40 protein-coding genes are annotated in these 22378 nt (G+C 45.9%); all 40 read left to right on the top strand.

What is annotated here, in order from left to right; translation table 11 throughout:
- The first annotated feature begins 216 nt into the window (after positions 1-216).
- The 40 genes from rpsJ (at position 217) to H7968_RS16840 (ending at position 22315) form a co-directional block, all read left to right on the top strand.
- Entirely contained in the window at positions 217-525 is a 309-nt protein-coding gene (gene rpsJ, locus H7968_RS17035) for a 30S ribosomal protein S10 (RefSeq protein ID WP_039806276.1), read from the top strand.
- A gap of 44 nt (positions 526-569) precedes the next feature.
- Positions 570-1199 (top strand): 50S ribosomal protein L3, encoded by a 630-nt coding sequence (rplC, locus tag H7968_RS17030; protein ID WP_134374659.1) that lies wholly within the window; start codon positions 570-572, stop codon positions 1197-1199.
- Between the two features lie 29 nt (positions 1200-1228).
- Positions 1229-1852, top strand: coding sequence for a 50S ribosomal protein L4 (rplD, locus tag H7968_RS17025; RefSeq protein WP_134374661.1), 624 nt, complete (start codon positions 1229-1231; stop codon positions 1850-1852).
- The gene (rplW, locus tag H7968_RS17020; RefSeq protein WP_134374663.1) at positions 1852-2136 is read left to right on the top strand and encodes a 50S ribosomal protein L23; all 285 of its coding nucleotides are present in this window, start codon (positions 1852-1854) and stop codon (positions 2134-2136) included. Before rplD ends, rplW begins: the two co-directional genes overlap by 1 nt.
- 34 nt (positions 2137-2170) lie before the next feature.
- Positions 2171-3001 (top strand): 50S ribosomal protein L2, encoded by an 831-nt coding sequence (gene rplB, locus H7968_RS17015; RefSeq protein WP_134374665.1) that lies wholly within the window; start codon positions 2171-2173, stop codon positions 2999-3001.
- A gap of 60 nt (positions 3002-3061) precedes the next feature.
- A complete protein-coding gene (rpsS, locus tag H7968_RS17010; protein WP_134374667.1) occupies positions 3062-3340 on the top strand; it encodes a 30S ribosomal protein S19 in 279 nt (92 codons plus the stop codon).
- A gap of 19 nt (positions 3341-3359) precedes the next feature.
- Positions 3360-3701, top strand: a complete 342-nt coding sequence (gene rplV / locus H7968_RS17005; RefSeq protein WP_134374669.1) for a 50S ribosomal protein L22 — start codon at positions 3360-3362, stop codon at positions 3699-3701.
- A 3-nt stretch (positions 3702-3704) separates the two neighbouring features.
- The gene (rpsC, locus tag H7968_RS17000; RefSeq protein ID WP_134374671.1) at positions 3705-4367 is read left to right on the top strand and encodes a 30S ribosomal protein S3; all 663 of its coding nucleotides are present in this window, start codon (positions 3705-3707) and stop codon (positions 4365-4367) included.
- A 2-nt stretch (positions 4368-4369) separates the two neighbouring features.
- On the top strand, positions 4370-4804 hold the full coding sequence (rplP, locus tag H7968_RS16995; protein ID WP_134374673.1) for a 50S ribosomal protein L16: 435 nt from the start codon (positions 4370-4372) through the stop codon (positions 4802-4804).
- The gene (rpmC, locus tag H7968_RS16990) at positions 4794-4994 is read left to right on the top strand and encodes a 50S ribosomal protein L29 (protein WP_104059745.1); all 201 of its coding nucleotides are present in this window, start codon (positions 4794-4796) and stop codon (positions 4992-4994) included. The genes rplP and rpmC overlap by 11 nt, the downstream gene beginning before the upstream one ends.
- A gap of 22 nt (positions 4995-5016) precedes the next feature.
- Positions 5017-5280, top strand: a complete 264-nt coding sequence (gene rpsQ, locus H7968_RS16985; protein WP_134374675.1) for a 30S ribosomal protein S17 — start codon at positions 5017-5019, stop codon at positions 5278-5280.
- Between the two features lie 42 nt (positions 5281-5322).
- Complete coding sequence (rplN, locus tag H7968_RS16980; RefSeq protein WP_134374677.1) at positions 5323-5691, top strand: 50S ribosomal protein L14; 369 nt, start codon at positions 5323-5325, stop codon at positions 5689-5691.
- A gap of 37 nt (positions 5692-5728) precedes the next feature.
- The gene (gene rplX, locus H7968_RS16975; RefSeq protein ID WP_134374679.1) at positions 5729-6040 is read left to right on the top strand and encodes a 50S ribosomal protein L24; all 312 of its coding nucleotides are present in this window, start codon (positions 5729-5731) and stop codon (positions 6038-6040) included.
- A gap of 22 nt (positions 6041-6062) precedes the next feature.
- Positions 6063-6602 carry a 50S ribosomal protein L5 gene (gene rplE / locus H7968_RS16970; protein ID WP_134374681.1) on the top strand — a complete coding sequence of 180 codons (540 nt, stop codon included), beginning with the start codon at positions 6063-6065 and terminating at the stop codon, positions 6600-6602.
- Between the two features lie 24 nt (positions 6603-6626).
- Positions 6627-6812 carry a type Z 30S ribosomal protein S14 gene (locus H7968_RS16965; RefSeq protein WP_134374683.1) on the top strand — a complete coding sequence of 62 codons (186 nt, stop codon included), beginning with the start codon at positions 6627-6629 and terminating at the stop codon, positions 6810-6812.
- Between the two features lie 30 nt (positions 6813-6842).
- Positions 6843-7241, top strand: coding sequence for a 30S ribosomal protein S8 (rpsH, locus tag H7968_RS16960; protein ID WP_134374685.1), 399 nt, complete (start codon positions 6843-6845; stop codon positions 7239-7241).
- A 31-nt stretch (positions 7242-7272) separates the two neighbouring features.
- Positions 7273-7809 carry a 50S ribosomal protein L6 gene (gene rplF, locus H7968_RS16955; RefSeq protein WP_134374687.1) on the top strand — a complete coding sequence of 179 codons (537 nt, stop codon included), beginning with the start codon at positions 7273-7275 and terminating at the stop codon, positions 7807-7809.
- Positions 7810-7842: 33 nt separating this feature from the next.
- Positions 7843-8205, top strand: coding sequence for a 50S ribosomal protein L18 (gene rplR, locus H7968_RS16950; protein ID WP_134374689.1), 363 nt, complete (start codon positions 7843-7845; stop codon positions 8203-8205).
- 23 nt (positions 8206-8228) lie between these two features.
- Entirely contained in the window at positions 8229-8729 is a 501-nt protein-coding gene (gene rpsE, locus H7968_RS16945) for a 30S ribosomal protein S5 (RefSeq protein ID WP_134374691.1), read from the top strand.
- Positions 8730-8742: 13 nt separating this feature from the next.
- Positions 8743-8925, top strand: a complete 183-nt coding sequence (gene rpmD, locus H7968_RS16940; protein WP_134374693.1) for a 50S ribosomal protein L30 — start codon at positions 8743-8745, stop codon at positions 8923-8925.
- 29 nt (positions 8926-8954) lie between these two features.
- Positions 8955-9395, top strand: coding sequence for a 50S ribosomal protein L15 (rplO, locus tag H7968_RS16935; RefSeq protein WP_134374695.1), 441 nt, complete (start codon positions 8955-8957; stop codon positions 9393-9395).
- The gene (gene secY / locus H7968_RS16930) at positions 9395-10696 is read left to right on the top strand and encodes a preprotein translocase subunit SecY (protein WP_227397236.1); all 1302 of its coding nucleotides are present in this window, start codon (positions 9395-9397) and stop codon (positions 10694-10696) included. The genes rplO and secY overlap by 1 nt, the downstream gene beginning before the upstream one ends.
- A gap of 57 nt (positions 10697-10753) precedes the next feature.
- Positions 10754-11404 (top strand): adenylate kinase, encoded by a 651-nt coding sequence (locus H7968_RS16925; protein ID WP_134374699.1) that lies wholly within the window; start codon positions 10754-10756, stop codon positions 11402-11404.
- Positions 11404-12150, top strand: a complete 747-nt coding sequence (gene map, locus H7968_RS16920) for a type I methionyl aminopeptidase (RefSeq protein WP_227397235.1) — start codon at positions 11404-11406, stop codon at positions 12148-12150. The genes H7968_RS16925 and map overlap by 1 nt, the downstream gene beginning before the upstream one ends.
- Positions 12151-12204: 54 nt before the next feature.
- Positions 12205-12459, top strand: coding sequence for a KOW domain-containing RNA-binding protein (locus tag H7968_RS16915; RefSeq protein ID WP_319799517.1), 255 nt, complete (start codon positions 12205-12207; stop codon positions 12457-12459).
- Positions 12460-12480: 21 nt separating this feature from the next.
- On the top strand, positions 12481-12699 hold the full coding sequence (gene infA / locus H7968_RS16910) for a translation initiation factor IF-1 (protein ID WP_041054740.1): 219 nt from the start codon (positions 12481-12483) through the stop codon (positions 12697-12699).
- A gap of 38 nt (positions 12700-12737) precedes the next feature.
- Positions 12738-12851, top strand: coding sequence for a 50S ribosomal protein L36 (gene rpmJ / locus H7968_RS16905; protein WP_003156543.1), 114 nt, complete (start codon positions 12738-12740; stop codon positions 12849-12851).
- Positions 12852-12874: 23 nt separating this feature from the next.
- A complete protein-coding gene (gene rpsM, locus H7968_RS16900) occupies positions 12875-13240 on the top strand; it encodes a 30S ribosomal protein S13 (RefSeq protein ID WP_227397234.1) in 366 nt (121 codons plus the stop codon).
- A 25-nt stretch (positions 13241-13265) separates the two neighbouring features.
- The gene (gene rpsK / locus H7968_RS16895; RefSeq protein ID WP_134374705.1) at positions 13266-13655 is read left to right on the top strand and encodes a 30S ribosomal protein S11; all 390 of its coding nucleotides are present in this window, start codon (positions 13266-13268) and stop codon (positions 13653-13655) included.
- 175 nt (positions 13656-13830) lie between these two features.
- Positions 13831-14775 carry a DNA-directed RNA polymerase subunit alpha gene (locus H7968_RS16890; RefSeq protein ID WP_134374707.1) on the top strand — a complete coding sequence of 315 codons (945 nt, stop codon included), beginning with the start codon at positions 13831-13833 and terminating at the stop codon, positions 14773-14775.
- A gap of 40 nt (positions 14776-14815) precedes the next feature.
- Entirely contained in the window at positions 14816-15196 is a 381-nt protein-coding gene (rplQ, locus tag H7968_RS16885) for a 50S ribosomal protein L17 (RefSeq protein WP_134374709.1), read from the top strand.
- Between the two features lie 374 nt (positions 15197-15570).
- Positions 15571-16407, top strand: a complete 837-nt coding sequence (locus tag H7968_RS16880) for an energy-coupling factor ABC transporter ATP-binding protein (protein ID WP_227397233.1) — start codon at positions 15571-15573, stop codon at positions 16405-16407.
- The gene (locus tag H7968_RS16875) at positions 16383-17243 is read left to right on the top strand and encodes an energy-coupling factor ABC transporter ATP-binding protein (RefSeq protein ID WP_134374713.1); all 861 of its coding nucleotides are present in this window, start codon (positions 16383-16385) and stop codon (positions 17241-17243) included. Before H7968_RS16880 ends, H7968_RS16875 begins: the two co-directional genes overlap by 25 nt.
- Entirely contained in the window at positions 17240-18043 is an 804-nt protein-coding gene (locus H7968_RS16870; protein WP_227397232.1) for an energy-coupling factor transporter transmembrane component T family protein, read from the top strand. The genes H7968_RS16875 and H7968_RS16870 overlap by 4 nt, the downstream gene beginning before the upstream one ends.
- Before the next feature lie 12 nt (positions 18044-18055).
- Complete coding sequence (truA, locus tag H7968_RS16865) at positions 18056-18799, top strand: tRNA pseudouridine(38-40) synthase TruA (RefSeq protein WP_227397231.1); 744 nt, start codon at positions 18056-18058, stop codon at positions 18797-18799.
- Between the two features lie 222 nt (positions 18800-19021).
- Complete coding sequence (gene rplM, locus H7968_RS16860) at positions 19022-19459, top strand: 50S ribosomal protein L13 (RefSeq protein WP_134374719.1); 438 nt, start codon at positions 19022-19024, stop codon at positions 19457-19459.
- Positions 19460-19484: 25 nt separating this feature from the next.
- Complete coding sequence (rpsI, locus tag H7968_RS16855) at positions 19485-19877, top strand: 30S ribosomal protein S9 (RefSeq protein WP_134374721.1); 393 nt, start codon at positions 19485-19487, stop codon at positions 19875-19877.
- 193 nt (positions 19878-20070) lie between these two features.
- Positions 20071-20412 carry a hypothetical protein gene (locus H7968_RS16850; RefSeq protein ID WP_227397230.1) on the top strand — a complete coding sequence of 114 codons (342 nt, stop codon included), beginning with the start codon at positions 20071-20073 and terminating at the stop codon, positions 20410-20412.
- A gap of 81 nt (positions 20413-20493) precedes the next feature.
- Positions 20494-21192 (top strand): N-acetylmuramoyl-L-alanine amidase CwlD, encoded by a 699-nt coding sequence (gene cwlD / locus H7968_RS16845; protein WP_227397229.1) that lies wholly within the window; start codon positions 20494-20496, stop codon positions 21190-21192.
- A 67-nt stretch (positions 21193-21259) separates the two neighbouring features.
- Positions 21260-22315 (top strand): P-loop NTPase, encoded by a 1056-nt coding sequence (locus tag H7968_RS16840; protein ID WP_134374727.1) that lies wholly within the window; start codon positions 21260-21262, stop codon positions 22313-22315.
- Positions 22316-22378: the final 63 nt, after the last annotated feature.

Below are 22378 nucleotides of genomic sequence, written 5' to 3'. Positions count from 1 at the left end.
GCATCCCCCGTATAATAAACAAAGTGTACTTGGAAAGGATTTTCGTAACAGGGGTTGCGCAATCCGATTTTTTTCTGTATACTATTTAATGTTGGTCTTTGACTTGCGATGATGCAGGAGGTTGCCGACACACCCGGCCGCTTTGCCATGGCTCGTGTGTGGGAAATTTCTGCGGAGAATGTCTATTCCTAAATAGGCGAAAAAGGAGGGAAAATAATGGCAAAACAAAAAATCCGTATCCGTTTGAAGGCATACGATCACAGAATTCTTGATCAGTCTGCTGAAAAGATTGTTGAAACTGCAAAGCGTTCAGGTGCAAGTGTTTCGGGTCCAATCCCGCTTCCAACTGAAAAGTCAGTTTACACAATTCTTCGTGCGGTCCACAAATACAAGGATGCTCGTGAGCAGTTTGAAATGCGCACACACAAGCGCCTGGTAGACATTGTGAACCCAACACCACAAACGGTAGATGCGCTAATGCGTCTTGATTTACCGTCTGGCGTTGACATCGAAATCAAACTTTAATCAACACAAAAATACATTAATTAAAATTTTAGGAGGTGTGACTAATGACCAAAGGAATCTTAGGAAGAAAGATTGGTATGACTCAGGTTTTTGCTGAAAACGGCGACCTTATCCCAGTTACAGTAATCGAAGCGACTCCAAACGTAGTCCTTCAAAAGAAAGCTGTTGATACTGACGGATATGAGGCGATCCAGATCGGTTTCGAAGACAAGCGCGAAAAGCTTGCTAACAAGCCATCTAAAGGACATGCTGCTAAAGCTGAAACCGCTCCTAAGCGCTTCGTCCGTGAAATCCGCGGTGTTGAGCTTGGCGAGTATGAGGTTGGTCAAGAAGTCAAGGTTGATATTTTTGCAGAAGGCGACACAGTAGACGTTACTGGAATTTCCAAGGGTAAAGGTTTTCAGGGTGCAATCAAGCGTCACAACCAATCCCGCGGACCAATGTCTCACGGTTCTCGTTACCACCGTCGTCCTGGTTCAATGGGTCCTGTTGATCCAAACCGCGTATTCAAAGGTAAGCTATTACCTGGACGCATGGGCGGAGAAAGAATTACAGTTCAGAACCTTTCAATCGTAAAGGTAGATACTGAGCGTAACCTGCTACTTGTTAAAGGGAACGTTCCTGGCCCTAACAAGAGCCTAATCACAGTAAAAAGCGCAATTAAAGCGAAATAATAAACGTTATAGGAAAGGAGGAAACAGGAATGCCTAAAGTATCCGTATTTAAACAAGATGGTTCACAAGCTGGCGATATCGAGCTTAACGAGTCCATCTTCGGCATTGAGCCAAACAACGCAGTGATGTTCGAGACAGTATTGATGCAGCGTGCAGCATTACGTCAAGGAACTCACAAAGTAAAAAATCGTTCTGAAGTAGCTGGCGGCGGTCGTAAGCCATGGCGCCAAAAAGGAACTGGACGTGCTCGTCAGGGTTCGATCCGTTCACCACAATGGCGCGGCGGTGGTACTGTATTCGGTCCAACACCACGCAGCTATGCTTATAAGCTACCTAAGAAAGTTCGCCGTCTGGCAATCAAATCAGCTCTTTCAACGAAAGCTGCTGAAGAAAACATCCTAGTACTAGAGGCGCTTTCATTCGAAACGCCAAAGACAAAGGAATTTGCTTCAGTATTAAGCAGCCTTTCAGTAGACAAGAAGGTCCTAGTAGTGACTGAAGGTCTTGACGAAAACGTTGCTCTATCTGGACGTAATATTCCTGGTGTAACAGTTGTATCTGCTACTGGTGTCAACGTACTAGATGTACTTGGTCACGACAAACTGATCCTGACTAAAGGTGCAGTTCAAAAAGTAGAGGAGGTGCTTGCATAATGGATGCTCGCGAAATCATTAAGCGCCCCGTAATCACTGAGCGTTCTTCAGACCTTATGGGTGAGAAGAAGTACACGTTCGAAGTCGACACTCGTGCGAACAAAACACAAGTGAAAGACGCAATCCAGGAGATCTTTGGAGTAGATGTTGAGAAAGTAAACATCATGAACTACAAAGGTAAATACAAGCGCGTTGGACGTTATGCAGGTTTTACTAACAAGCGTCGCAAAGCAATCGTAACTCTTACTGAAGATAGCAAAGAAATCGAATTTTTCGAGGTTTAATAAAACCCGATAACTAGAAGAGGAGGGAAAACAAATGGCGATTAAAAAGTACAAACCTACCTCTAATGGTCGTCGCGGCATGACTACTTCTGATTTTGCTGAGATTACAACTAGCAAGCCGGAAAAATCACTTCTTGCACCTATTAAGCGCAAGGGTGGCCGTAACAACCAAGGTAAGTTAACCGTTCGTCATCAAGGTGGAGGCCACAAACGCCAATACCGTGTCATCGACTTCGCTCGTACGAAAGATGGCATTCCAGGACGCGTTGCTACGATCGAATACGATCCAAACCGTTCAGCAAACATTGCACTTATCAACTATGTTGATGGTGAAAAACGTTACATCCTAGCTCCTAAAGGATTAGTAGTTGGAATGGAAGTTATGTCAGGTCCAGAAGCGGACATCAAAACTGGTAACGCACTTCCACTAACAAACATTCCAGTGGGTACAGTTATCCACAATATCGAGCTTAAGCCTGGTAAAGGTGGTCAGCTAGTACGTTCAGCTGGTACATCAGCACAGGTACTTGGTAAAGAAGGTAAATACGTTCTTGTTCGTCTTAACTCAGGCGAAACTCGTATGATCCTTGCTACTTGCCGCGCTACAGTTGGTCAGGTAGGAAACGAGCAGCACGAACTTATCAACATCGGTAAAGCAGGACGTTCACGCTGGTTAGGCAAGCGCCCAACAGTACGTGGATCTGTAATGAACCCGAACGATCACCCACACGGTGGTGGTGAAGGTAAAGCACCGATCGGACGTAAGTCTCCAATGTCACCATGGGGTAAACCAACACTTGGTGCTAAGACTCGTAAGAAGAAAAACAAATCCGATAAATTTATCGTACGCCGTCGTAAAAAATAACGGGATTGAGCTACGGTTCAACATACGAACCGTAGGGCAATCACGAAAGGAGGTTCCAGTATGGGTCGCAGCTTGAAAAAAGGACCTTTCGTGGACGATCACTTAATGTCAAAGGTTGAGAAGCTTAATGAAGCGGACAAGAAGCAGGTTATCAAAACTTGGTCTCGCCGTTCTACAATCTTCCCTAACTTCATCGGTCATACAATCGCTGTATACGATGGACGTAAGCACGTACCGGTTTACGTGACTGAAGATATGGTTGGTCACAAACTTGGTGAATTCGCACCAAGCCGTACGTACAAAGGTCACGCAAGTGATGATAAGAAAACAAGACGCTAATTGAGAGGAGGCTATCCTAATGCAAGCTAAAGCTGTTGCGAGAACAGTTCGTATTGCTCCTCGTAAAGTACGCCTAGTAGCAGATTTAATCCGCGGTAAGCAGGTTGGCGAAGCGGTGGCTATCTTAAACCACACACCACGCTCTGCATCACCAGTAATCGAGAAAGTATTAAAATCTGCTGTAGCGAACGCTGAGCATAATTACGACATGGACATCAACAACCTTGTGATTTCTGAAGCATACGTGAATGAGGGACCAACACTTAAACGTTTCCGTCCTCGTGCACAAGGTCGTGCAAGTGCCATTAACAAACGTACTAGCCACATTACAATCGTGGTATCTGAAAAAAAGGAGGGATAATGCGTGGGTCAAAAAGTACATCCAATTGGACTACGTATCGGAGTCATTCGTGACTGGGAATCAAAATGGTTCGCAGGCAAAGACTATGCAGACTTACTTCATGAAGACCTGAAAGTACGTGACTACATCGAAGGTCGTTTGAAAGAAGCATCTGTTTCTAAAGTAGAAATCGAGCGTGCGGCTAACCGCATTAACATTACAATTCACACTGCAAAGCCAGGTATGGTTATTGGTAAAGGTGGAACGGAAGTCGAAGCACTTCGTAAAGACCTTAACAAAATCACTAACAAGCGTGTTCACATCAACATCGTTGAAATCAAGCGCGCAGACCTTGATGCTAAACTTGTAGGTGAAAACATTGCACGTCAACTGGAAAACCGTGTATCTTTCCGTCGTGCACAAAAGCAAGCGATCCAACGCACAATGCGTGCTGGCGCTAAAGGGATCAAAACTCAGGTTTCTGGTCGTCTTGGCGGAGCAGACATCGCACGTGCTGAACATTACAGTGAAGGTACTGTTCCACTTCATACTCTTCGTGCTGACATCGACTACGCTCACGTTGAAGCGGATACTACGTATGGTAAGCTCGGAGTTAAAGTATGGATCTACCGTGGAGAAGTTCTTCCTACCAGAAACAAGAAGAAATCCGAGGAAGGAGGAAACTAATCATGTTATTACCTAAACGCGTTAAATATCGTCGTGTACACCGCGGAAAAATGCGCGGACAAGCGAAAGGCGGTACTGAAGTAAACTTCGGTGAATACGGCCTTCAAGCTTTAGAAGCGAGCTGGATCACAAACCGCCAGATCGAATCTGCACGTATCGCGATGACACGTTACATGAAACGTGGCGGTAAAGTATGGATTAAAATCTTCCCACACAAGCCTTACACGAAGAAACCTCTTGAAGTCCGAATGGGTTCTGGTAAAGGGGCACCTGAAGGATGGGTTGCAGTTGTAAAGCCGGGTAAGATTATGTTTGAAATCGCTGGAGTATCTGAAGAGGTTGCTCGTGAAGCTCTTCGTCTTGCATCACACAAACTTCCGGTTAAGTGTAAGTTTGTAAAACGAGAAGAAATTGGTGGTGAATCAAATGAAAGCTAATGAAATTCGTGACCTAACCACTGCCGAAATTGAACAAAAAGTAAAATCACTTAAGGAAGAGCTATTTAACCTTCGTTTTCAGCTAGCTACTGGCCAGCTTGAAAACACAGCTCGTATCCGTGAAGTACGAAAAGCCATTGCTCGCATGAAAACCGTGATTCGTGAAAGAGAAATTGGCGCTAACAACTGATAACTGAGAGGAGGTTTGCAGCATGAGTGAACGCAACCAGCGTAAAGTTTATACCGGCCGTGTTGTTTCTGACAAAATGGACAAAACAGTCACTGTAATGGTAGAAACGTATAAGAAACATTCACTTTATGGCAAACGAGTAAAGTACTCTAAGAAGTACAAAGCTCACGATGAACAAAATCAAGCCAAGGTTGGCGATATTGTTCGTATCATGGAAACTCGTCCGCTTTCAGCAACAAAACGTTTCCGTCTAGTGGAAGTCGTAGAAGAAGCGGTTATTATCTAATACATTGTTCGGAAATGTTAATTCCGAAGGGAGGTAACCTACATGATTCAACAAGAATCCCGTTTAAAAGTAGCTGACAACTCTGGCGCACGTGAAGTATTAACCATTAAAGTTCTTGGTGGTTCAGGCCGCAAGACTGCAAACATTGGTGATGTGATCGTCTGCACAGTGAAACAGGCAACACCAGGAGGCGTTGTTAAAAAAGGTGACGTTGTAAGAGCAGTAATTGTTCGTACAAAGAGCGGAGTTCGTCGTAACGATGGAACGTACATCAAGTTCGACGAAAACGCATGTGTCATCATCCGTGACGACAAAGGTCCACGCGGAACTCGTATCTTTGGACCGGTTGCTCGTGAGCTTCGTGACAACAACTTCATGAAGATCGTTTCTCTAGCACCAGAAGTTCTTTAATTGATCAATAACCACCGTATCAAGGAGGTGCGACAGGATGCACGTTAAAAAAGGCGACAAAGTAATGGTCATTTCAGGTAAAGACAAAGGCAAGACAGGTACTGTACTTGCAGCTCTTCCGAAAAAAGACCGTGTTGTGGTTGAAGGTGTGAACATCGTTAAAAAGCACTCAAAGCCATCACAATTGAATCCACAAGGTGGAATCTCCAACATGGAGGCAGCGATTCACGTATCAAACGTGATGCTGATCGATCCGAAAACAAACGAACCAACTCGTGTTGGTTACAAAGTTGAGGACGGCAAGAAAGTTCGTATTGCTAAAAAATCAGGTGAATCTTTAGATAAATAGTTAAGAGGGGAGGTACTCAAGAATGAACCGCCTAAAAGAAAAGTTCAACAGTGAAATCACACCTGCTCTAGTGAAGAAGTTCAACTACACTTCTGTTATGCAGGTACCGAAAATCGACAAAATCGTAATCAACATGGGTGTTGGTGACGCAGTTCAAAACACTAAATCATTAGATACAGCAGTTGAAGAGCTTGCGACTATCACTGGTCAAAAGCCTCTAGTAACAAAAGCTAAGAAATCAATCGCAGGTTTCCGTCTTCGTGAAGGTATGCCAATCGGAGCGAAAGTAACACTTCGCGGCGAGCGTATGTATGAATTCTTAGACAAGCTAGTCTCTGTATCTCTTCCACGTGTACGTGACTTCCGCGGAGTATCTAAAAAGTCTTTCGACGGACGCGGAAACTACACTCTTGGTGTTAAAGAGCAGCTTATCTTCCCAGAGATCGATTATGACAAGGTAAATAAAGTTCGTGGTATGGACATCGTAATTGTAACGACAGCTAAAACAGACGAAGAGTCTCGTGAGCTTCTAACTCAATTCGGTATGCCATTCCAAAAGTAATCTCTACAAAAGGGAGGCGTAAACGTGGCTAAAAAATCAATGATTGTGAAACAACAGCGCAAACAAAAATTTAAAGTACAAGAGTATACACGTTGCGAACGTTGCGGACGTCCACACTCAGTACTGCGTAAATTCAAGCTTTGCCGTATTTGTTTCCGTGAACTAGCATACAAGGGTCAAATTCCTGGCGTTAAGAAAGCCAGCTGGTAATACCCGATTTTGGGAAGGAGGTAAATTAATATGACAATGACAGATCCAATCGCAGATCTTTTGACTCGCATCCGTAATGCGAATCAAGTGCGTCACGAGAAGCTAGAGGTACCTGCTTCTAACATTAAGAAAGAAATCGCAGAAATCCTTAAGCGTGAAGGTTTCATCCGTGACGTTGAATATATCGAGGACAGCCAACAGGGCATTATCCGCATCTTCCTTAAGTACGGTGCGAATAACGAGCGTGTTATCACTGGCCTTAAGCGTATCTCTAAGCCAGGTCTACGTGTTTACGCGAAAGCTGATGAGCTTCCACGCGTACTGAACGGTCTTGGAATCGCAATCGTATCAACTTCAACTGGCGTTGTAACGGACAAAGAAGCTCGTGCTAAGCAAGTGGGCGGAGAAGTTCTAGCATACGTTTGGTAATACTTTTTAATCGAAAGAGAGGTGCAACAAAATGTCTCGCGTAGGAAAAAAACCAATCGAGGTACCTTCAGACGTAACGTTAACTTTTGACGGTTCAACAGTTACTGCAAAAGGTCCTAAAGGTGAACTTACATTCACTTTCAACTCAGAAATGAAATTCGAGCAGGAAGGCAGCACATTAACAGTTGTCCGTCCTTCTGACTCTAAAGAGCACCGTACTATTCACGGTACAACTCGTGCAATCCTTAACAACATGATCGAAGGTGTATCTAAAGGCTTCGAACGTGGTCTTGAGCTTATCGGGGTTGGATATCGTGCACAGAAACAAGGTAACAAGCTTGTTCTTAACGTAGGATACTCTCACCCAGTTGAGATTACACCGGAAGAAGGAATCGAAATCGAAGTTCCTTCAAACACAAAAGTGATCGTTAAAGGTGCTAGCAAAGAGCGCGTAGGTGCACTAGCTGCTAACATCCGCGACGTACGTCCTCCAGAGCCTTACAAAGGTAAAGGAATCCGTTATGAAGGTGAACGTGTTCGCCGTAAAGAAGGTAAAACAGGTAAATAATGCCGCTTAGGCGCATGAAAGGAGTGACCTTGATTGATTACTAAAGTTGACAAGAATGCGGTACGTAAGAAGCGTCATGCACGTGTTCGTACGACAATCACTGGTACTGAACAGCGTCCACGTCTAAACGTATACCGTTCTAACAAGCATATCTACGCTCAACTTATCGATGATGTAAACGGCGTAACACTTGCCAGCGCATCTACAAAAGATAAAGAGCTTGGTCTTGAAAGCGGCGGAAACGTCGAGGCTGCAACAAAAGTTGGCGAAGCAATCGCAAAACGCGCAGCTGAAAAAGGAATGAAATCAGTCGTATTTGATCGTGGAGGATATCTTTACCACGGCCGCGTGAAAGCTCTTGCTGATGCTGCACGTGAAAACGGACTTGAATTTTAATAGAAAAAGGAGGGACAATCCAGATGCGTCGCATTGATCCAAACAAACTTGAACTTGAAGAACGCGTAGTTACGATTAACCGTGTCGCTAAGGTTGTTAAAGGTGGCCGCCGCTTCCGTTTCTCTGCTCTTGTAGTAGTAGGAGACAAGAATGGCCATGTCGGTTTCGGTACAGGTAAAGCCCAAGAGGTACCTGATGCGATCCGTAAAGCAATCGAAGACGCGAAGAAAAATCTGATTGAAGTACCAATGGTAGAAGGAACAACTCCTCACCTTGTTACAGGTCGTTTCGGAGCTGGCTCAATCCTGATTAAACCAGCATCTCCTGGTACAGGAATCATCGCCGGTGGACCGGTTCGTGCGGTACTTGAGCTTGCAGGTGTCCACGACATTCTTTCTAAATCACTGGGATCTAACACACCAATCAATATGGTTCGTGCCACAATTGACGGCCTTAACCAGCTTAAGCGTGCAGAAGATGTAGCTAAGCTTCGCGGTAAGTCAGTGGAAGAACTGTTAGGATAAGGAGGGATAAGTGATGGCAAACAAACTAGCAATTACCCTCACTCGCAGCGTGATCGGACGCAATAAAGATCAGCGTGCAACAGTACAGGCTCTTGGTCTTCGTAAGACTAACCAGACTGTTGAACAGCAGGATAACCCTGCAATCCGCGGAATGATCAATAAAGTGTCTCACCTGGTATCAGTTAAAGAAATCTAATTCAACGTTTACAACAAGGAGGTGCCACTATGAAACTTCATGAGTTAAAACCTGCAGAAGGATCCCGCAGAGAGCGCAATCGCGTTGGTCGCGGTATCGGTTCTGGTAATGGTAAGACTGCTGGTAAAGGTCATAAAGGTCAAAACGCCCGTTCAGGCGGCGGAGTACGCCCAGGCTTTGAGGGTGGTCAGAACCCATTAGCACGCCGTCTTCCTAAGCGTGGATTCACAAACATCCACCGTAAAGAATATGCGGTTATTAATCTTGATGCACTAAACCGTTTCGACGAAGGAACAGAAGTAACACCTGAGCTTCTAATCGAAACTGGTGTAGTAAGCAAAGAGCGTGCAGGAATCAAGGTTCTTGCAAAAGGTACTGTAGAGAAGAAACTGACTGTTAAAGCTCACAAATTCTCTTCTGCTGCTAAAGAAGCAATCGAAGCTGCCGGCGGAACAACTGAGGTGGTTTAATGTTTCGGACAATCTCCAATTTTATGCGCGTGGGTGAAATAAGAAACAAAATTATCTTCACTCTTTTAATGTTGGTGGTCTTTCGGATCGGAACATTCATTCCGGTTCCTGGCGTAGATGCACAAGTTCTTCAGGCACAGGACCAGATGTCCGGCCTGATCGGATTTATGAATACGTTCGGGGGCGGAGCTTTAATCAACTTCTCGATCCTGGCAATGGGAATCATGCCGTATATCACGGCCTCCATCATTGTACAGCTTTTGCAAATGGACGTTGTTCCGAAGTTTGCTGAGTGGTCTAAACAGGGAGATGTTGGACGTCGTAAGCTGGCTCAGTTTACACGTTACTTCACGATTGTACTGGCATTCATCCAGGCAATCGGAATGTCTTACGGCTTTAACCGTATGTATGGTGGAACATTGATTCCGGATACATCGGTGACAACGTACATGCTGATTGCAGTCGTACTTACAGCCGGGACAGCTTTTTTAATGTGGTTAGGAGAGCAGATCACAGCTAAAGGTGTTGGAAATGGTATTTCCATTATCATCTTTGCAGGTATCGTGGCCGCTATTCCTAATGGCGTTAACCAGCTTTACGCACAGCAGATTGAAGGTGCGGGGGAGCAATTGTTCCTGAACATCGTCATTCTGGCACTGCTACTACTTGCGGTTATTGCGATTACGGTCGGAGTAATCTTCGTACAGCAGGCACTGCGTAAAATTCCGGTACAATATGCAAAACGTGTTGGTGGCAACAACGCTCAGGCAACTGGCGGACAGTCGTCACACATTCCATTGAAAGTAAACGCAGCAGGTGTAATTCCGGTAATCTTTGCGATTTCCTTCATTATTACACCACAGACGCTAGTCACTTTCTTTGGACAAAACAACATTACAACAACGATTCAGGATGTATTTGATTACACGCAGCCAATCGGTATGACGATTTACGTTGCGCTGATCGTTGCTTTCACGTATTTCTACGCATTCATTCAGGTGAATCCGGAGAATATGGCTGAAAACCTTAAAAAACAAGGTGGTTATATCCCAGGTATCCGTCCTGGACGTGCAACTCAGGATTACCTGACGAGCGTTCTTTACCGTTTGACTTTCGTAGGAGCGATTTTCCTTTCTGTAATTTCGATCCTGCCGATTTTCTTCATTAATCTTGCTGGTCTTCCACAGTCGGTGCAAATTGGCGGAACAAGCCTGTTGATCATCGTTGGGGTAGCACTTGAGACAATGAAGCAGCTGGAAGCACAGCTGGTGAAGCGGAACTATAAAGGATTCATGAGATAATCACATGGTTTTGGGGTGCTACACCCTGAAGCCCATCTTAAATGAGGGGGCTTACTTGTGAATATTGTTTTAATGGGTTTACCTGGTGCCGGTAAAGGGACTCAGGCTGAACGTATTATTGAAAAATATAACATCCCTCATATTTCGACTGGGGATATGTTCCGTGCAGCAATTAAAAACGGTACGGAGCTTGGATTGAAGGCGAAATCGTTTATGGATCAGGGTGACCTGGTTCCTGATGAAGTAACCATCGGAATTGTTCGTGAACGATTAAGCAATGATGATTGCCAAGAAGGGTTTCTGTTAGATGGATTCCCGAGAACAGTGGCACAAGCCGATGCGCTTGATGCATTACTTAAAGACCTTGGCAAGGAACTCGACTATGTTCTAAACATCAAGGTGGAAAAAGAAGAGCTGATGAAGCGTCTAACCGGCCGTTGGATCTGTAAGACCTGCGGGGCAACGTATCATACAGTCTTCAACCCTCCTGCAGTGGAAGGTAAATGTGATAAAGACGGTGGGGAACTGTACCAGCGTGAAGATGACAAGCCGGAAACTGTTAAGAATCGTTTAGATGTTAATATGAAGCAAACCCAGCCTCTTCTGGACTTTTACGGTTCAAAAGGCGTGCTGAAAGACATCGACGGCCAGCAGAATATCGATAAGGTATTCAGCGACGTGGATGAATTGCTCGGGGGCCTTCGCTAATGATCGTTTGCAAGACTCCTCGCGAGATTGAGATCATGCGCGAAGCAGGCAAGATCGTTGCGTTAACCCATCAGGAGCTGCAAAAGTATATTGCGCCTGGAATCACAACGAAGGAACTTGATGAGATTGCTGACCGGTTTATCCGTCAGCATGACGCAGTTCCATCCTTTAAAGGGTACAACGGTTTCAGCGGAAGTATCTGTGCTTCAGTTAATGAAGAACTCGTTCATGGCATCCCTGGAAGCCGCAAGCTGAAAGATGGTGACATCATCAGCATTGATATCGGCGCAAAGTATAAGGGATATCACGGCGACTCCGCCTGGACCTATCCGGTTGGATCGATTCCAGCGGAGACACAGAAGCTGCTTGAAGTAACGGAGGAATCACTCTTTCGGGGCTTGAAGGAAGCGAAACCGGGTGTTCGCCTGTCGAACATCTCTCATGCTGTTCAAACGTATGTTGAAGAAAACGGTTTTTCAATCGTACGGGAGTATGTAGGGCATGGCGTTGGGCAAGACTTGCATGAGGCACCGCAAATTCCTCATTATGGTCCGCCGAACAAAGGGCCCCGACTGAAACCCGGCATGGTACTAGCGATTGAACCGATGGTGAATGCAGGAAGTCGCTACGTCAAGACACTTGCTGATAACTGGACAGTCGTAACCACCGATGGTAAGATGTGTGCGCACTTTGAACACACGATTGCGATCACTGAAGAGGGTTACGAAGTCCTGACAAAAGCCTAGTTGTAGGTGATCCTAATGTTTGAATCCGATTCGCCCCCCGGGATAGGGCAAATTGTGCAGGTGAACAAGGGCCGTGATACAGGTGTATACGCGGTTGTCATTCATCGGTTAGATGAGAAGTTTGTTTTAATTGCGGACGGTGAACACCGGAAGTTTGACCGGCCGAAAAAGAAAAACATTCATCATTTGACTTCATGCGACTATGTATCCCCTGAAGTTCTAAATAGTATTTCTGAGACAGGACGTGTGACAAACGGAAAGCTGCGATTCGCAGTCCAGACATTTGTTAACAGCATCCTGAAAGATTGATAAAGAAGGGAGATTTGTTCGATGGCGAAAGACGATGTTATCGAAATTGAAGGTACCGTAGTTGAGACTTTGCCTAACGCAATGTTTAAGGTAGAATTAGAAAATGGTCATAATGTGCTTGCGCACGTTTCAGGTAAAATCCGTATGCACTTTATCCGGATCCTTCCTGGCGACCGGGTAACAGTGGAGTTATCTCCATATGACCTGACTCGCGGCCGTATCACTTACCGTTACAAATAATCTTTTGCACTCCGAACCACTAAGGAGGTTTAGATAAGATGAAAGTGAGACCATCTGTTAAGCCGATCTGCGAAAAGTGTAAAGTCATCCGCAGAAAAGGCAAAGTAATGGTGATTTGCGAAAATCCTAAGCACAAACAAAAACAAGGCTAATAAAGAAGGAGGTGCTCATGTAAATGGCACGTATTGCTGGAGTAGATATCCCTCGTGATAAGCGCGTTGTGATTTCTTTAACTTATATCTTTGGTATCGGTAAATCAACTTCAACTCAAATCCTTAAAGAAGCAGGTGTTTCTGAAGACACTCGCGTTCGTGATCTGACTGAAGATGAGCTTAACAAAATCCGTGAAATCGTTGACGGTCTTAAAGTAGAAGGTGACCTTCGTCGTGAAACGTCACTAAACATTAAGCGTCTAATGGAAATCGGAGCATACCGCGGTCTTCGTCACCGTCGTGGACTACCAGTTCGCGGACAGCACACGAAGAACAATGCACGTACTCGTAAAGGTCCTCGTAAGACTGTAGCGAACAAGAAAAAATAATAGGTAAAGGAGGTTTCTTCCTACAATGGCACGTAAACAACAAACTCGTAAGCGTCGTGTGAAAAAGAATATCGAAGCAGGTATTGCTCACATCCGCTCAACTTTTAACAATACAATCGTGATGATTACAGATACTCAAGGAAACGCAGTGGCTTGGTCAAGCGCTGGTTCACTAGGTTTCAGAGGATCTCGTAAGTCAACTCCATTCGCAGCACAAATGGCAGCTGAAACAGCAGCTAAAGCTTCAATGGAACACGGAATGAGAACTTTGGAAGTAACAGTAAAAGGTCCTGGTGCAGGTCGTGAAGCGGCTATCCGTGCACTTCAGGCTGCAGGTCTTGACGTAACGGCAATCAAAGACGTAACGCCAGTTCCTCACAATGGCTGCCGCCCGCCAAAACGTCGTCGTGTTTAATTTTTCTGTATAAGATCCGCTGATTCTGGTCTATACTGGAAGAGGCAATTCCTTCTTACAGAAAAGAAAGATCCAGTTGTAAAGCACAATGGGAACCGTAAACATGGGGAATTTCGGATTGATGAACTCATCAATACATCCGGGATTTCGACGTTTTGAAGGAGGGTAAATTTGAATGATCGAAATTGAAAAGCCAAAAATTGAAACGGTTGAGATCAGCGATGATGCCAAGTACGGAAAATTCGTTGTAGAGCCACTTGAGCGTGGGTATGGTACAACATTGGGTAACTCCTTGCGTCGTATCCTATTATCCTCACTTCCTGGTGCAGCAGTAACGTCAATCCAGATTGATAGCGTACTGCACGAGTTTTCAACGATCGAAGGCGTCGTGGAAGATGTTACAACAGTTATAATGAATATCAAGAAGCTGGCATTGAAGATCTATTCAGATGAAGAAAAAACACTTGAAATCGATGTTCAAGGTGATGGACAGGTAACTGCTGCCGATATCACTCATGACAGTGACGTAGAGATCCTTAACCCTGATCTTTATATCGCAACGATTGGGAAGAACGGCCATCTTCGTGTGCGTTTAACAGCATCACGCGGACGCGGTTATACACCAGCCGATCAGAACAAACGTGAAGATCTGCCAATTGGTGTGATTCCAATTGACTCAATCTACACACCTGTTTCTCGTGTAAACTATCAGGTTGAAAACACTCGTGTTGGTCAAATGACGAACTTCGATAAGCTTTCACTTGATGTCTGGACAGACGGAAGCATTGGCCCGAAAGAAGCTGTTGCTCTAGGTGCTAAGATTCTGACTGAACACCTTAATATCTTCGTAGGATTAACGAACGAAGCACAGAATGCCGAAATCATGGTAGAAAAAGAAGAAGATCAGAAAGAGAAAGTTTTGGAGATGACCATCGAAGAGCTTGACCTGTCTGTTCGTTCTTACAACTGCCTGAAGCGTGCAGGAATCAACACTGTTCAGGAGCTGGCTAACAAGTCAGAAGAGGACATGATGAAAGTGCGTAACCTCGGACGTAAATCACTTGAAGAAGTTAAGGCGAAATTAGATGAACTTGGATTAGGTCTTCGCAGAGAAGACTGATTGACCGATAGAAAGAATTTTAAAAAGGAGGGAACCCTTCATGGCTTACAGAAAGTTAGGACGTACAAGCTCTCAGCGTAAAGCACTTCTTCGTGACCTTACGACTGACCTTATCGTTAATGAGCGCATTGAAACAACAGAAACTCGCGCGAAAGAACTTCGCTCAACAGTAGAAAAAATGATCACTCTTGGAAAACGTGGTGACCTGCACGCACGTCGTCAGGCAGCTGCTTACATCCGTCGTGACATGGCTACTGTTACAAACGAAGAAGGCGAAGAGTCAACTGTATATGCTCTTCAAAAACTATTCAACGATGTAGCGCCACGTTACGCTGAGCGTCAAGGCGGATACACTCGTATCATGAAAGTTGGTCCACGTCGCGGAGACGGCGCACCAATGGTAATCATCGAATTAGTATAATTCGATGAACACACGGAGGGCGGAACAGTTAGAGCCTAACTGCTCTCGCCCTCTTTCTTTAAATCACGATTCATACGACACGACAAAAGCAGAGCGCTACGATGGGCAGGTCCGCCTGTCCCGTCTAGCTCTACGCACCTCATTCCTCCATCGTCACAATGGAGCCCGGAAAACCATACAAGCGAGTATAAGCGAGCGCATTTCCTTGAATGAGGTGCGCGCTTTTTTTGTATATAGCTGTATGAAGCTCTCGTGTTCAGATAGCTTCATAAAGTTTTATACAAAAACCTATTTAATATAAATCAGACGAGCAGGCTTTAAGGAATTGTCCTGAGCCGGTCGAGCAGAGCCAGACAGAAAGGAGTTCCGACAGGATGAGTGAAATGATTAAGCTTGAGCATGTAACCTTCAAATATCCCGGAACAGAGACAGATGTATTAAAGGATGTATCCATCTCGATTAAAACAGGGGATTGGACCGCGATTGTCGGTCACAACGGATCCGGAAAATCAACGATGGCCAAATTGATGAACGGCCTTTATTTCCCGGATGAGGGAACAATCCGCATTTCAGATATTGTATTAGAAAAAGAGACCGTCTGGGACACGCGCAAGCATATTGGCATGGTGTTTCAGAATCCTGACAATCAGTTTGTCGGGACAACCGTGCAGGATGATGTCGCGTTTGGCCTTGAAAATCACGGGATTCCGCAGGAGGAAATGGTCAAGCGCGTGCAGAGAGCATTAAAGCAGGTCCGCATGGATGAATTTCTGGATCAGGAGCCGCATCACCTGTCAGGCGGTCAGAAGCAGCGTGTTGCTATGGCAAGCGTGCTGGCGCTCCGCCCGGATATCATTATTTTAGATGAAGCGACCTCTATGTTGGATCCCGCAGGACGGCAGGAGGTTATTGAGCTTGTGCGCGAACTGAAAAAAGAGCAGGAAATGACCGTACTATCCATCACACATGACTTAGAAGAAGCAGCAAAAGCTGACCGGATCATAGTCATGAACAAAGGTCAGGTCTACCGCGAAGGGACGCCTGAAGAGATTTTTGCGATGGGTCAGGAGCTGGTGGACCTCGGACTGGATCTGCCATTTCCGCTGAAAATGCAGCACGTACTAAAGGAAAAGGGGCTGCCTGTTGGCGGATTAACCCTGACTGAAGAAGAGTTGGTGAATGAACTATGGAAATCCGTCTTGAACAAGTAGAATACCGCTATGCGGCCAATACCCCATTTGAGAAAAGAGCGCTGGAGGAAGTGAGTTTTGATATTCCCTCTGGCAGCTGTGTTGCGATTATTGGCCATACAGGGTCAGGGAAGTCCACGCTGCTGTTGCACCTGAACGCTTTATTAAAGCCTACAGGCGGCTCTGTTCAGATTGGAGACCGAACTGTAAAGGCTGGGCGTAAGGAAAAGGAATTGAAGCCGATCCGTCAAAAGGTCGGGATCGTCTTTCAGTTTCCTGAGCAGCAGCTGTTTGAAGAGACTGTGATGAAGGATATTTGCTACGGTCCAATGAACTTTGGCGTGTCAGAAGAAGAAGCACAAAAGCGTGCGCGCTACTGGATTAAAGAAGTCGGTCTATCTGAAGAAATCCTGTCCAAGTCACCGTTTGACCTGTCAGGTGGACAAATGCGCCGTGTTGCGATCGCTGGCGTACTGGCCATGGAGCCTGAGGTGCTGGTTCTGGATGAGCCGACAGCGGGACTGGATCCGCGCGGCCGGAAGGAAATGATGGAGATGTTCTACCGTCTTCATAAAGAGCGGGGACTGACGTTGATTCTTGTCACACACAGCATGGAGGACGCTGCCCATTACGCAGATAAAGTCGTTGTCATGCATAGAGGGAAAAAAGTGCATGAAGCGCCGCCACGAGAGCTGTTTGCTGATCAGGAAAAGCTGTCAGCGTGGGGACTCGGTGTACCGGAAGTCGTGAAATTCCAGCGCAAACTGGAAGAGAAAAGCGGCCGGACATTTCCGAAGCTGTGCCTGACGATGGATGAGCTGGCTGATCTGCTTAAGCAGGGAGGTGACCGCTCATGATGGAGAAAATGATTTTTGGACGCTACATTCCCGCAGACTCATTCGCTCATAAAATGGACCCGCGTGCCAAGTTGATCTTTATTTTTGCTTTTATCGCGATTATCTTCATTGCGGATAACACGTGGGGCTACCTCGTTGCAGCGGTCTTTACGTATGCAAGTATCCGTCTGTCAGGACTGACGCTGCGCTTTTTAATCAGCGGGCTGAAACCTGTGATGATCCTGATCGGATTTACGTTCCTGCTGCAGCTGTTTTTCGCAAGGGAAGGAAATCTTGTTTTTGAGCTTGGCTTTATCCGGATTTATGAAGAGGGCATCCGTCAGGCGTTCTTTATCTCAATCCGGTTTACACTGCTTGTCTTTATGACGTCATTGCTGACGCTGACGACAACGCCGATTTCGATTACAGACGGGATGGAGCGGCTGTTAAATCCATTGAAAAAAATTAAGTTCCCGGCCCATGAGCTCGCACTGATGATGTCGATTGCCCTGCGTTTTATTCCAACGCTGATGGATGAGACGGACAAAATCATGAAGGCGCAGATGGCCAGAGGCTCGGATATGTCGAGCGGACCGTTGAAAGACCGTCTGAAAGCCATTGTGCCACTGATGATCCCGCTGTTTGTCAATGCCTTTAAACGGGCTGAGGACCTCGCAACGGCGATGGAGGTACGCGGCTACCGTGGCGGTAAAGGGCGGACAAAATATCGTTTGCTGTTCTGGCACAGCCGTGACACGATCGCACTCGCTTCACTCATCCTGCTTGCAGCTGCTCTCATTGCTCTGCGCTTTATGGTGTAAGGAGTGATGAAGGTGACAAGAATTAAATGTACAGTGGCCTATGACGGAGCGGCCTTTTTCGGTTATCAGGTCCAGCCGGGCCAGCGCACGGTCCAGGGGGATATCGAAGCGGCCCTGCAGGAAGTGCATAAAGGCCGTTTTCTCCGTATCTCAGCAAGCGGCCGGACCGATGCCGGTGTCCATGCGATGGGGCAGGTGTTTCATTTTGATACTGACACGTCCATTCCGCCTGAAAAATGGCCCATCATTTTAAATCAGAAGCTGCAAAATGACATCGCCGTCTTAAGTGCTGAGGCGGTGTCAGAGGACTTTCACGCGCGTTTTAGTGTGGAAGCCAAGGAATACCGGTTTATCATCGACAGAGGGTCTGTAGCGATGCCATTCAGGCGTCATCATGCCGTTCATTATCCGTTTCCACTCGATGTCACGAGCATGCGTGAGGCGGCAGCCTGCCTCCTTGGAGAGCACGACTTCACAAGCTTCTCTTCAGCCAAAACAGAAGTCGTTGATAAAGTCAGAACGATTCACCTGATCGAGATGACAGAACACGATGCAGAGCTCATCTTCCGTGTAAAAGGGAACGGCTTTCTCTATAACATGGTGAGAATTATCGTCGGCACGCTGTTAGAGGTCGGATCGGGGAAATACGAGCCGTCTGATGTGAAGCGGATGCTTGAAGCAAAAGACCGCTCAGTAGCCGGCAAAACCGCTCCTGCACACGGTCTTTATCTATGGGAAGTCGAGTACAAAAAGTAAGTCGCAAGTGTGAAAAACGACTTATTTTAAAAAAAGTTACTAAAACAACTGAACCTGGTGTAACATCCCCTTGACATTGCCAGTCAAACATTATAAGATAGCCTATGGTATGTATTTCACCCTCAAGCAAGAACCCGGACCTTGTGATGAGTGAAGTGTTATAAATACGTCTAAATAATGAAGCGATTCATAACGATATAATCTTTTTTAGGAGGTAAACTCATGCGTACAACATTTATGGCTAAAGGCCACGAAGTAGAACGCAAGTGGCTCGTTGTAGACGCTGAGGGTCAGACTCTTGGACGTCTTGCAAGTGAAGTTGCTGCAATTCTACGCGGTAAAAACAAACCAACATTCACACCTAACGTTGATACTGGTGACTATGTGATCATCATCAACGCTGACAAAATCCACCTTACTGGTAAGAAGCTTTCTGACAAGATCTACTACCGTCACAGCATGCACCCAGGTGGTCTTAAACAGCGTACTGCATTAGAAATGCGTACGAAGTACCCACGTCAAATGCTGGAGCTTGCGATCAAAGGTATGCTTCCAAAGAATTCTCTTGGACGTCAAATGATCAAGAAGCTTCACGTATATGCCGGCACTGAGCATCCACATCAGGCACAAAAACCAGAAGCGTATGAACTACGCGGTTAATTCATTTTAAGAGGAGGGAATTATCTTGGCACAAGTTCAATATATCGGAACAGGCCGTCGTAAGAGCTCTGTTGCACGTGTACGTCTAGTACCAGGTAACGGACAGATCGTTGTTAACGGTCGCGACGTTGAAAACTACATTCCATTCGCTACACTACGCGAAGTAATCAAGCAACCACTTAACATTACTGAAACTCTAGGCAACTACGATGTTCACGTAAACGTTAATGGTGGTGGATACACTGGACAAGCTGGAGCAATCCGTCACGGAATCTCCCGCGCACTTCTTACAGTAGATCCAGAATTCCGCGGCTCACTTAAGCGCGCAGGTCTTCTGACTCGTGATGCTCGTATGAAAGAGCGTAAGAAGCCAGGTCTTAAAGGTGCCCGTCGTGCGCCTCAGTTCTCAAAGCGTTAATTTTTATTACCGCACACAAAAACCCTCAGCTTATGCTGGGGGTTTTTTAATATACTAAATGCTGTCGAATTTCATTGTAAAGGTTAGCGATCGTTGTTCAGGTATATATCTTTTGTATTTTCATATTCTCTTACACATAACGTGAGGAGGAAATGATCTGAAAAAGGGTGCCGTTTTAATTGGTTTAATCATTTTGATCTTATTAATCGGTATGATCAATATTGTTAATTATTTTGATCATATGGTTGGTGAGCAAAAAGCTGTTAGTTCACAAATAGAAAAAAGCGATAAAATAATGAGCGATATAAAAATGATTAAACTTCAGGAACAGATAGTAAAAAAACTAAAACAAGAAGGCTATACTCCTACCGGCACATTTGGTTTTTCGATCTCAAGCTTTGAGAAAAAATCAATAACAATAGATTTATTAGAAATACCAAAAGAGAAAACAGCTGCTGAAATAGAGATACATAAAATAGTGAATGAGATATTTCAAGAGAATGAATTAGGCCTATTCGAGATCACTATACAGTGAATCATTTTAATCATCGTAGCTAATTAAGTCCTGAATGTCTGCGGGAGCGCATATACTCTCCTCATAATAAGGGGGACTGTCATGCGCAAAAAGATTATTATGGTGATGCTGCTTACCGTTGTATTAGGGACAGGCCTTGGAGCGGGCTTGTATGCAATAGAGGAATGGAGGCTTCCGCTGTCGGGAAAAGTGATCGTGCTTGATCCCGGACATGGCGGACCGGATGGCGGAGCGACCTATGAAACCATCCTTGAGAAAAATTTAACGCTCTCCATTGCACGACAGCTTCAGGCTTATTTAGAGGAGCAGGGGGCAATTGTACGCCTGTCGCGGGAGAAGGATGAGGATTTGGCAGATGCCGCAACAAAAGGCTTCAGAGACCGCAAACGTGAGGATCTAAAAAAGCGGCTTGAACTGATCAACGACCGTGATAACGACCTCTTTATCAGCATTCATCTCAACGCCATCCCCGAAACACAGTGGAAAGGCGCGCAAACCTTTTACACGGAATTCAATGATGATAATAAACGGCTGGCGCTGTTTATCCAGCATGAATTAAAACGCCACCTGCCGAATAATACTCGTAAAGCCAAATCGATAGACGGCATTTACGTGCTGAGTCATGCAGAAACACCGGGTGTACTCGTCGAGGCAGGGTTTCTCTCCAATCCGGAGGAACGCTACTGGCTGTTAAAGGATGACTATCAGCAACGTGTAGCTGCTGCTGTGTACATTGGGATTTTAAGACACTTTTCGAAGGAAGAAGAGCCGCCTGAGTAAGACGTCACCCTTCACCTATGTTATACTGACATAGATGAAAACGAATTCACAGAAGGGGTGTCACGTCTTGGTAACAGAACAACAGGTACGCGAATTGCTCGGTTCAATGAATGATCCGATTTTACATACGACGCTTGCAGAAACGGAAGGAATCGTGGAAGTAAGCATCAAGGAAGAGAAAAATCACGTCAGCGTCAAAATCGCACTCGCAAAAACAGGCACAGCGGAACAAATGCAGCTGCAAATGGCCGTTGTAGATGCGCTGAAAAAAGCCGGTGCAGAAACAGTCGGCATCCGCTTCACAGAGCTTGAGCCTGAAAAACTCGAGAAGTTCCGTGGTAAACAGGGAGATGCAGTCGAAGATAATTTGCTCTCACCAGGAAATAAGGTTCAATTCATCGCCATCGCAAGCGGAAAGGGTGGCGTCGGTAAATCCACCGTATCCGTCAACCTCGCAGTCGCACTGGCCCGCGCCGGTAAAAAAGTCGGCCTGATCGATGCAGATATCTACGGTTTCAGCGTGCCGGATATGATGGGTATCAACAAGCGCCCAGTCGTCCGCGGCGAGCGCATTATTCCAGTTGACCGCTTTGGCGTAAAGGTCATCTCTATGGCCTTCTTCGTAGAAGACAACGCACCTGTCATCTGGAGAGGCCCGATGCTCGGCAAAATGCTGAACAGCTTCTTCACAGAGGTAGAGTGGGGAGAGCTTGACTACCTGCTGCTTGACCTGCCACCGGGAACGGGCGACGTCGCACTCGATGTACACGCAATGCTTCCATCAAGCAAGGAAATCATCGTGACAACACCGCACCCGACAGCAGCCTTCGTCGCAGCCCGTGCCGGTGCAATGGCCCTGCAGACAGAGCACTCGATCCTGGGCGTTGTCGAAAACATGTCCTTCTATGAAAGCAAAAAAACCGGCGAGCGCGAATTCGTATTCGGTCAGGGCGGCGGCGAAAAGCTTGCCGAAGAGCTTCGCACAGATCTCTTAGGAAAACTTCCGCTCCAGCAGCCTGACTGGGATGAAAACGACTTCGCCCCATCCGTTTATGGAGCCGATCACCGTCTCGGCAACATCTACGCCGATATTGCACAACAAGTCATCGACCGCACCACATAAAAAAAGGAGAGCTGAGGCTCTTCTTTTTTTGTGGGCTTTATGTGGGAAGTGGCATTTTAGGAT

This window comes from Jeotgalibacillus aurantiacus (genome assembly GCF_020595125.1).
Lineage (GTDB): Bacteria > Bacillota > Bacilli > Bacillales > Jeotgalibacillaceae > Jeotgalibacillus > Jeotgalibacillus aurantiacus.
This window is presented reverse-complemented; position numbering and strand designations above follow the sequence as displayed.

Excerpts from the sequence above, each read along its gene's own strand:
- rpmC (WP_104059745.1), top strand. The coding sequence starts at position 4,794 with ATGAAAGCTAATGAAATTCGTGACCTAACCACTGCCGAAATTGAACAA.
- rplE (WP_134374681.1), top strand. The coding sequence starts at position 6,063 with ATGAACCGCCTAAAAGAAAAGTTCAACAGTGAAATCACACCTGCTCTA.
- infA (WP_041054740.1), top strand. The coding sequence starts at position 12,481 with ATGGCGAAAGACGATGTTATCGAAATTGAAGGTACCGTAGTTGAGACT.
- rplO (WP_134374695.1), top strand. The coding sequence starts at position 8,955 with ATGAAACTTCATGAGTTAAAACCTGCAGAAGGATCCCGCAGAGAGCGC.
- rplC (WP_134374659.1), top strand. The coding sequence starts at position 570 with ATGACCAAAGGAATCTTAGGAAGAAAGATTGGTATGACTCAGGTTTTT.
- rplX (WP_134374679.1), top strand. The coding sequence starts at position 5,729 with ATGCACGTTAAAAAAGGCGACAAAGTAATGGTCATTTCAGGTAAAGAC.
- H7968_RS16875 (WP_134374713.1), top strand. The coding sequence starts at position 16,383 with ATGGAAATCCGTCTTGAACAAGTAGAATACCGCTATGCGGCCAATACC.
- cwlD (WP_227397229.1), top strand. The coding sequence starts at position 20,494 with ATGCGCAAAAAGATTATTATGGTGATGCTGCTTACCGTTGTATTAGGG.
- rpsH (WP_134374685.1), top strand. The coding sequence starts at position 6,843 with ATGACAATGACAGATCCAATCGCAGATCTTTTGACTCGCATCCGTAAT.
- H7968_RS16890 (WP_134374707.1), top strand. The coding sequence starts at position 13,831 with ATGATCGAAATTGAAAAGCCAAAAATTGAAACGGTTGAGATCAGCGAT.
- rplQ (WP_134374709.1), top strand. The coding sequence starts at position 14,816 with ATGGCTTACAGAAAGTTAGGACGTACAAGCTCTCAGCGTAAAGCACTT.
- rplV (WP_134374669.1), top strand. The coding sequence starts at position 3,360 with ATGCAAGCTAAAGCTGTTGCGAGAACAGTTCGTATTGCTCCTCGTAAA.
- rplD (WP_134374661.1), top strand. The coding sequence starts at position 1,229 with ATGCCTAAAGTATCCGTATTTAAACAAGATGGTTCACAAGCTGGCGAT.
- rplM (WP_134374719.1), top strand. The coding sequence starts at position 19,022 with ATGCGTACAACATTTATGGCTAAAGGCCACGAAGTAGAACGCAAGTGG.
- rplW (WP_134374663.1), top strand. The coding sequence starts at position 1,852 with ATGGATGCTCGCGAAATCATTAAGCGCCCCGTAATCACTGAGCGTTCT.
- rpmJ (WP_003156543.1), top strand. The coding sequence starts at position 12,738 with ATGAAAGTGAGACCATCTGTTAAGCCGATCTGCGAAAAGTGTAAAGTC.
- map (WP_227397235.1), top strand. The coding sequence starts at position 11,404 with ATGATCGTTTGCAAGACTCCTCGCGAGATTGAGATCATGCGCGAAGCA.
- rpsQ (WP_134374675.1), top strand. The coding sequence starts at position 5,017 with ATGAGTGAACGCAACCAGCGTAAAGTTTATACCGGCCGTGTTGTTTCT.
- rplB (WP_134374665.1), top strand. The coding sequence starts at position 2,171 with ATGGCGATTAAAAAGTACAAACCTACCTCTAATGGTCGTCGCGGCATG.
- rpmD (WP_134374693.1), top strand. The coding sequence starts at position 8,743 with ATGGCAAACAAACTAGCAATTACCCTCACTCGCAGCGTGATCGGACGC.
- H7968_RS16870 (WP_227397232.1), top strand. The coding sequence starts at position 17,240 with ATGATGGAGAAAATGATTTTTGGACGCTACATTCCCGCAGACTCATTC.
- rplF (WP_134374687.1), top strand. The coding sequence starts at position 7,273 with ATGTCTCGCGTAGGAAAAAAACCAATCGAGGTACCTTCAGACGTAACG.
- rpsK (WP_134374705.1), top strand. The coding sequence starts at position 13,266 with ATGGCACGTAAACAACAAACTCGTAAGCGTCGTGTGAAAAAGAATATC.
- rpsS (WP_134374667.1), top strand. The coding sequence starts at position 3,062 with ATGGGTCGCAGCTTGAAAAAAGGACCTTTCGTGGACGATCACTTAATG.
- H7968_RS16880 (WP_227397233.1), top strand. The coding sequence starts at position 15,571 with ATGAGTGAAATGATTAAGCTTGAGCATGTAACCTTCAAATATCCCGGA.
- rpsJ (WP_039806276.1), top strand. The coding sequence starts at position 217 with ATGGCAAAACAAAAAATCCGTATCCGTTTGAAGGCATACGATCACAGA.
- rpsM (WP_227397234.1), top strand. The coding sequence starts at position 12,875 with ATGGCACGTATTGCTGGAGTAGATATCCCTCGTGATAAGCGCGTTGTG.
- secY (WP_227397236.1), top strand. The coding sequence starts at position 9,395 with ATGTTTCGGACAATCTCCAATTTTATGCGCGTGGGTGAAATAAGAAAC.
- rplP (WP_134374673.1), top strand. The coding sequence starts at position 4,370 with ATGTTATTACCTAAACGCGTTAAATATCGTCGTGTACACCGCGGAAAA.
- rpsE (WP_134374691.1), top strand. The coding sequence starts at position 8,229 with ATGCGTCGCATTGATCCAAACAAACTTGAACTTGAAGAACGCGTAGTT.
- rplN (WP_134374677.1), top strand. The coding sequence starts at position 5,323 with ATGATTCAACAAGAATCCCGTTTAAAAGTAGCTGACAACTCTGGCGCA.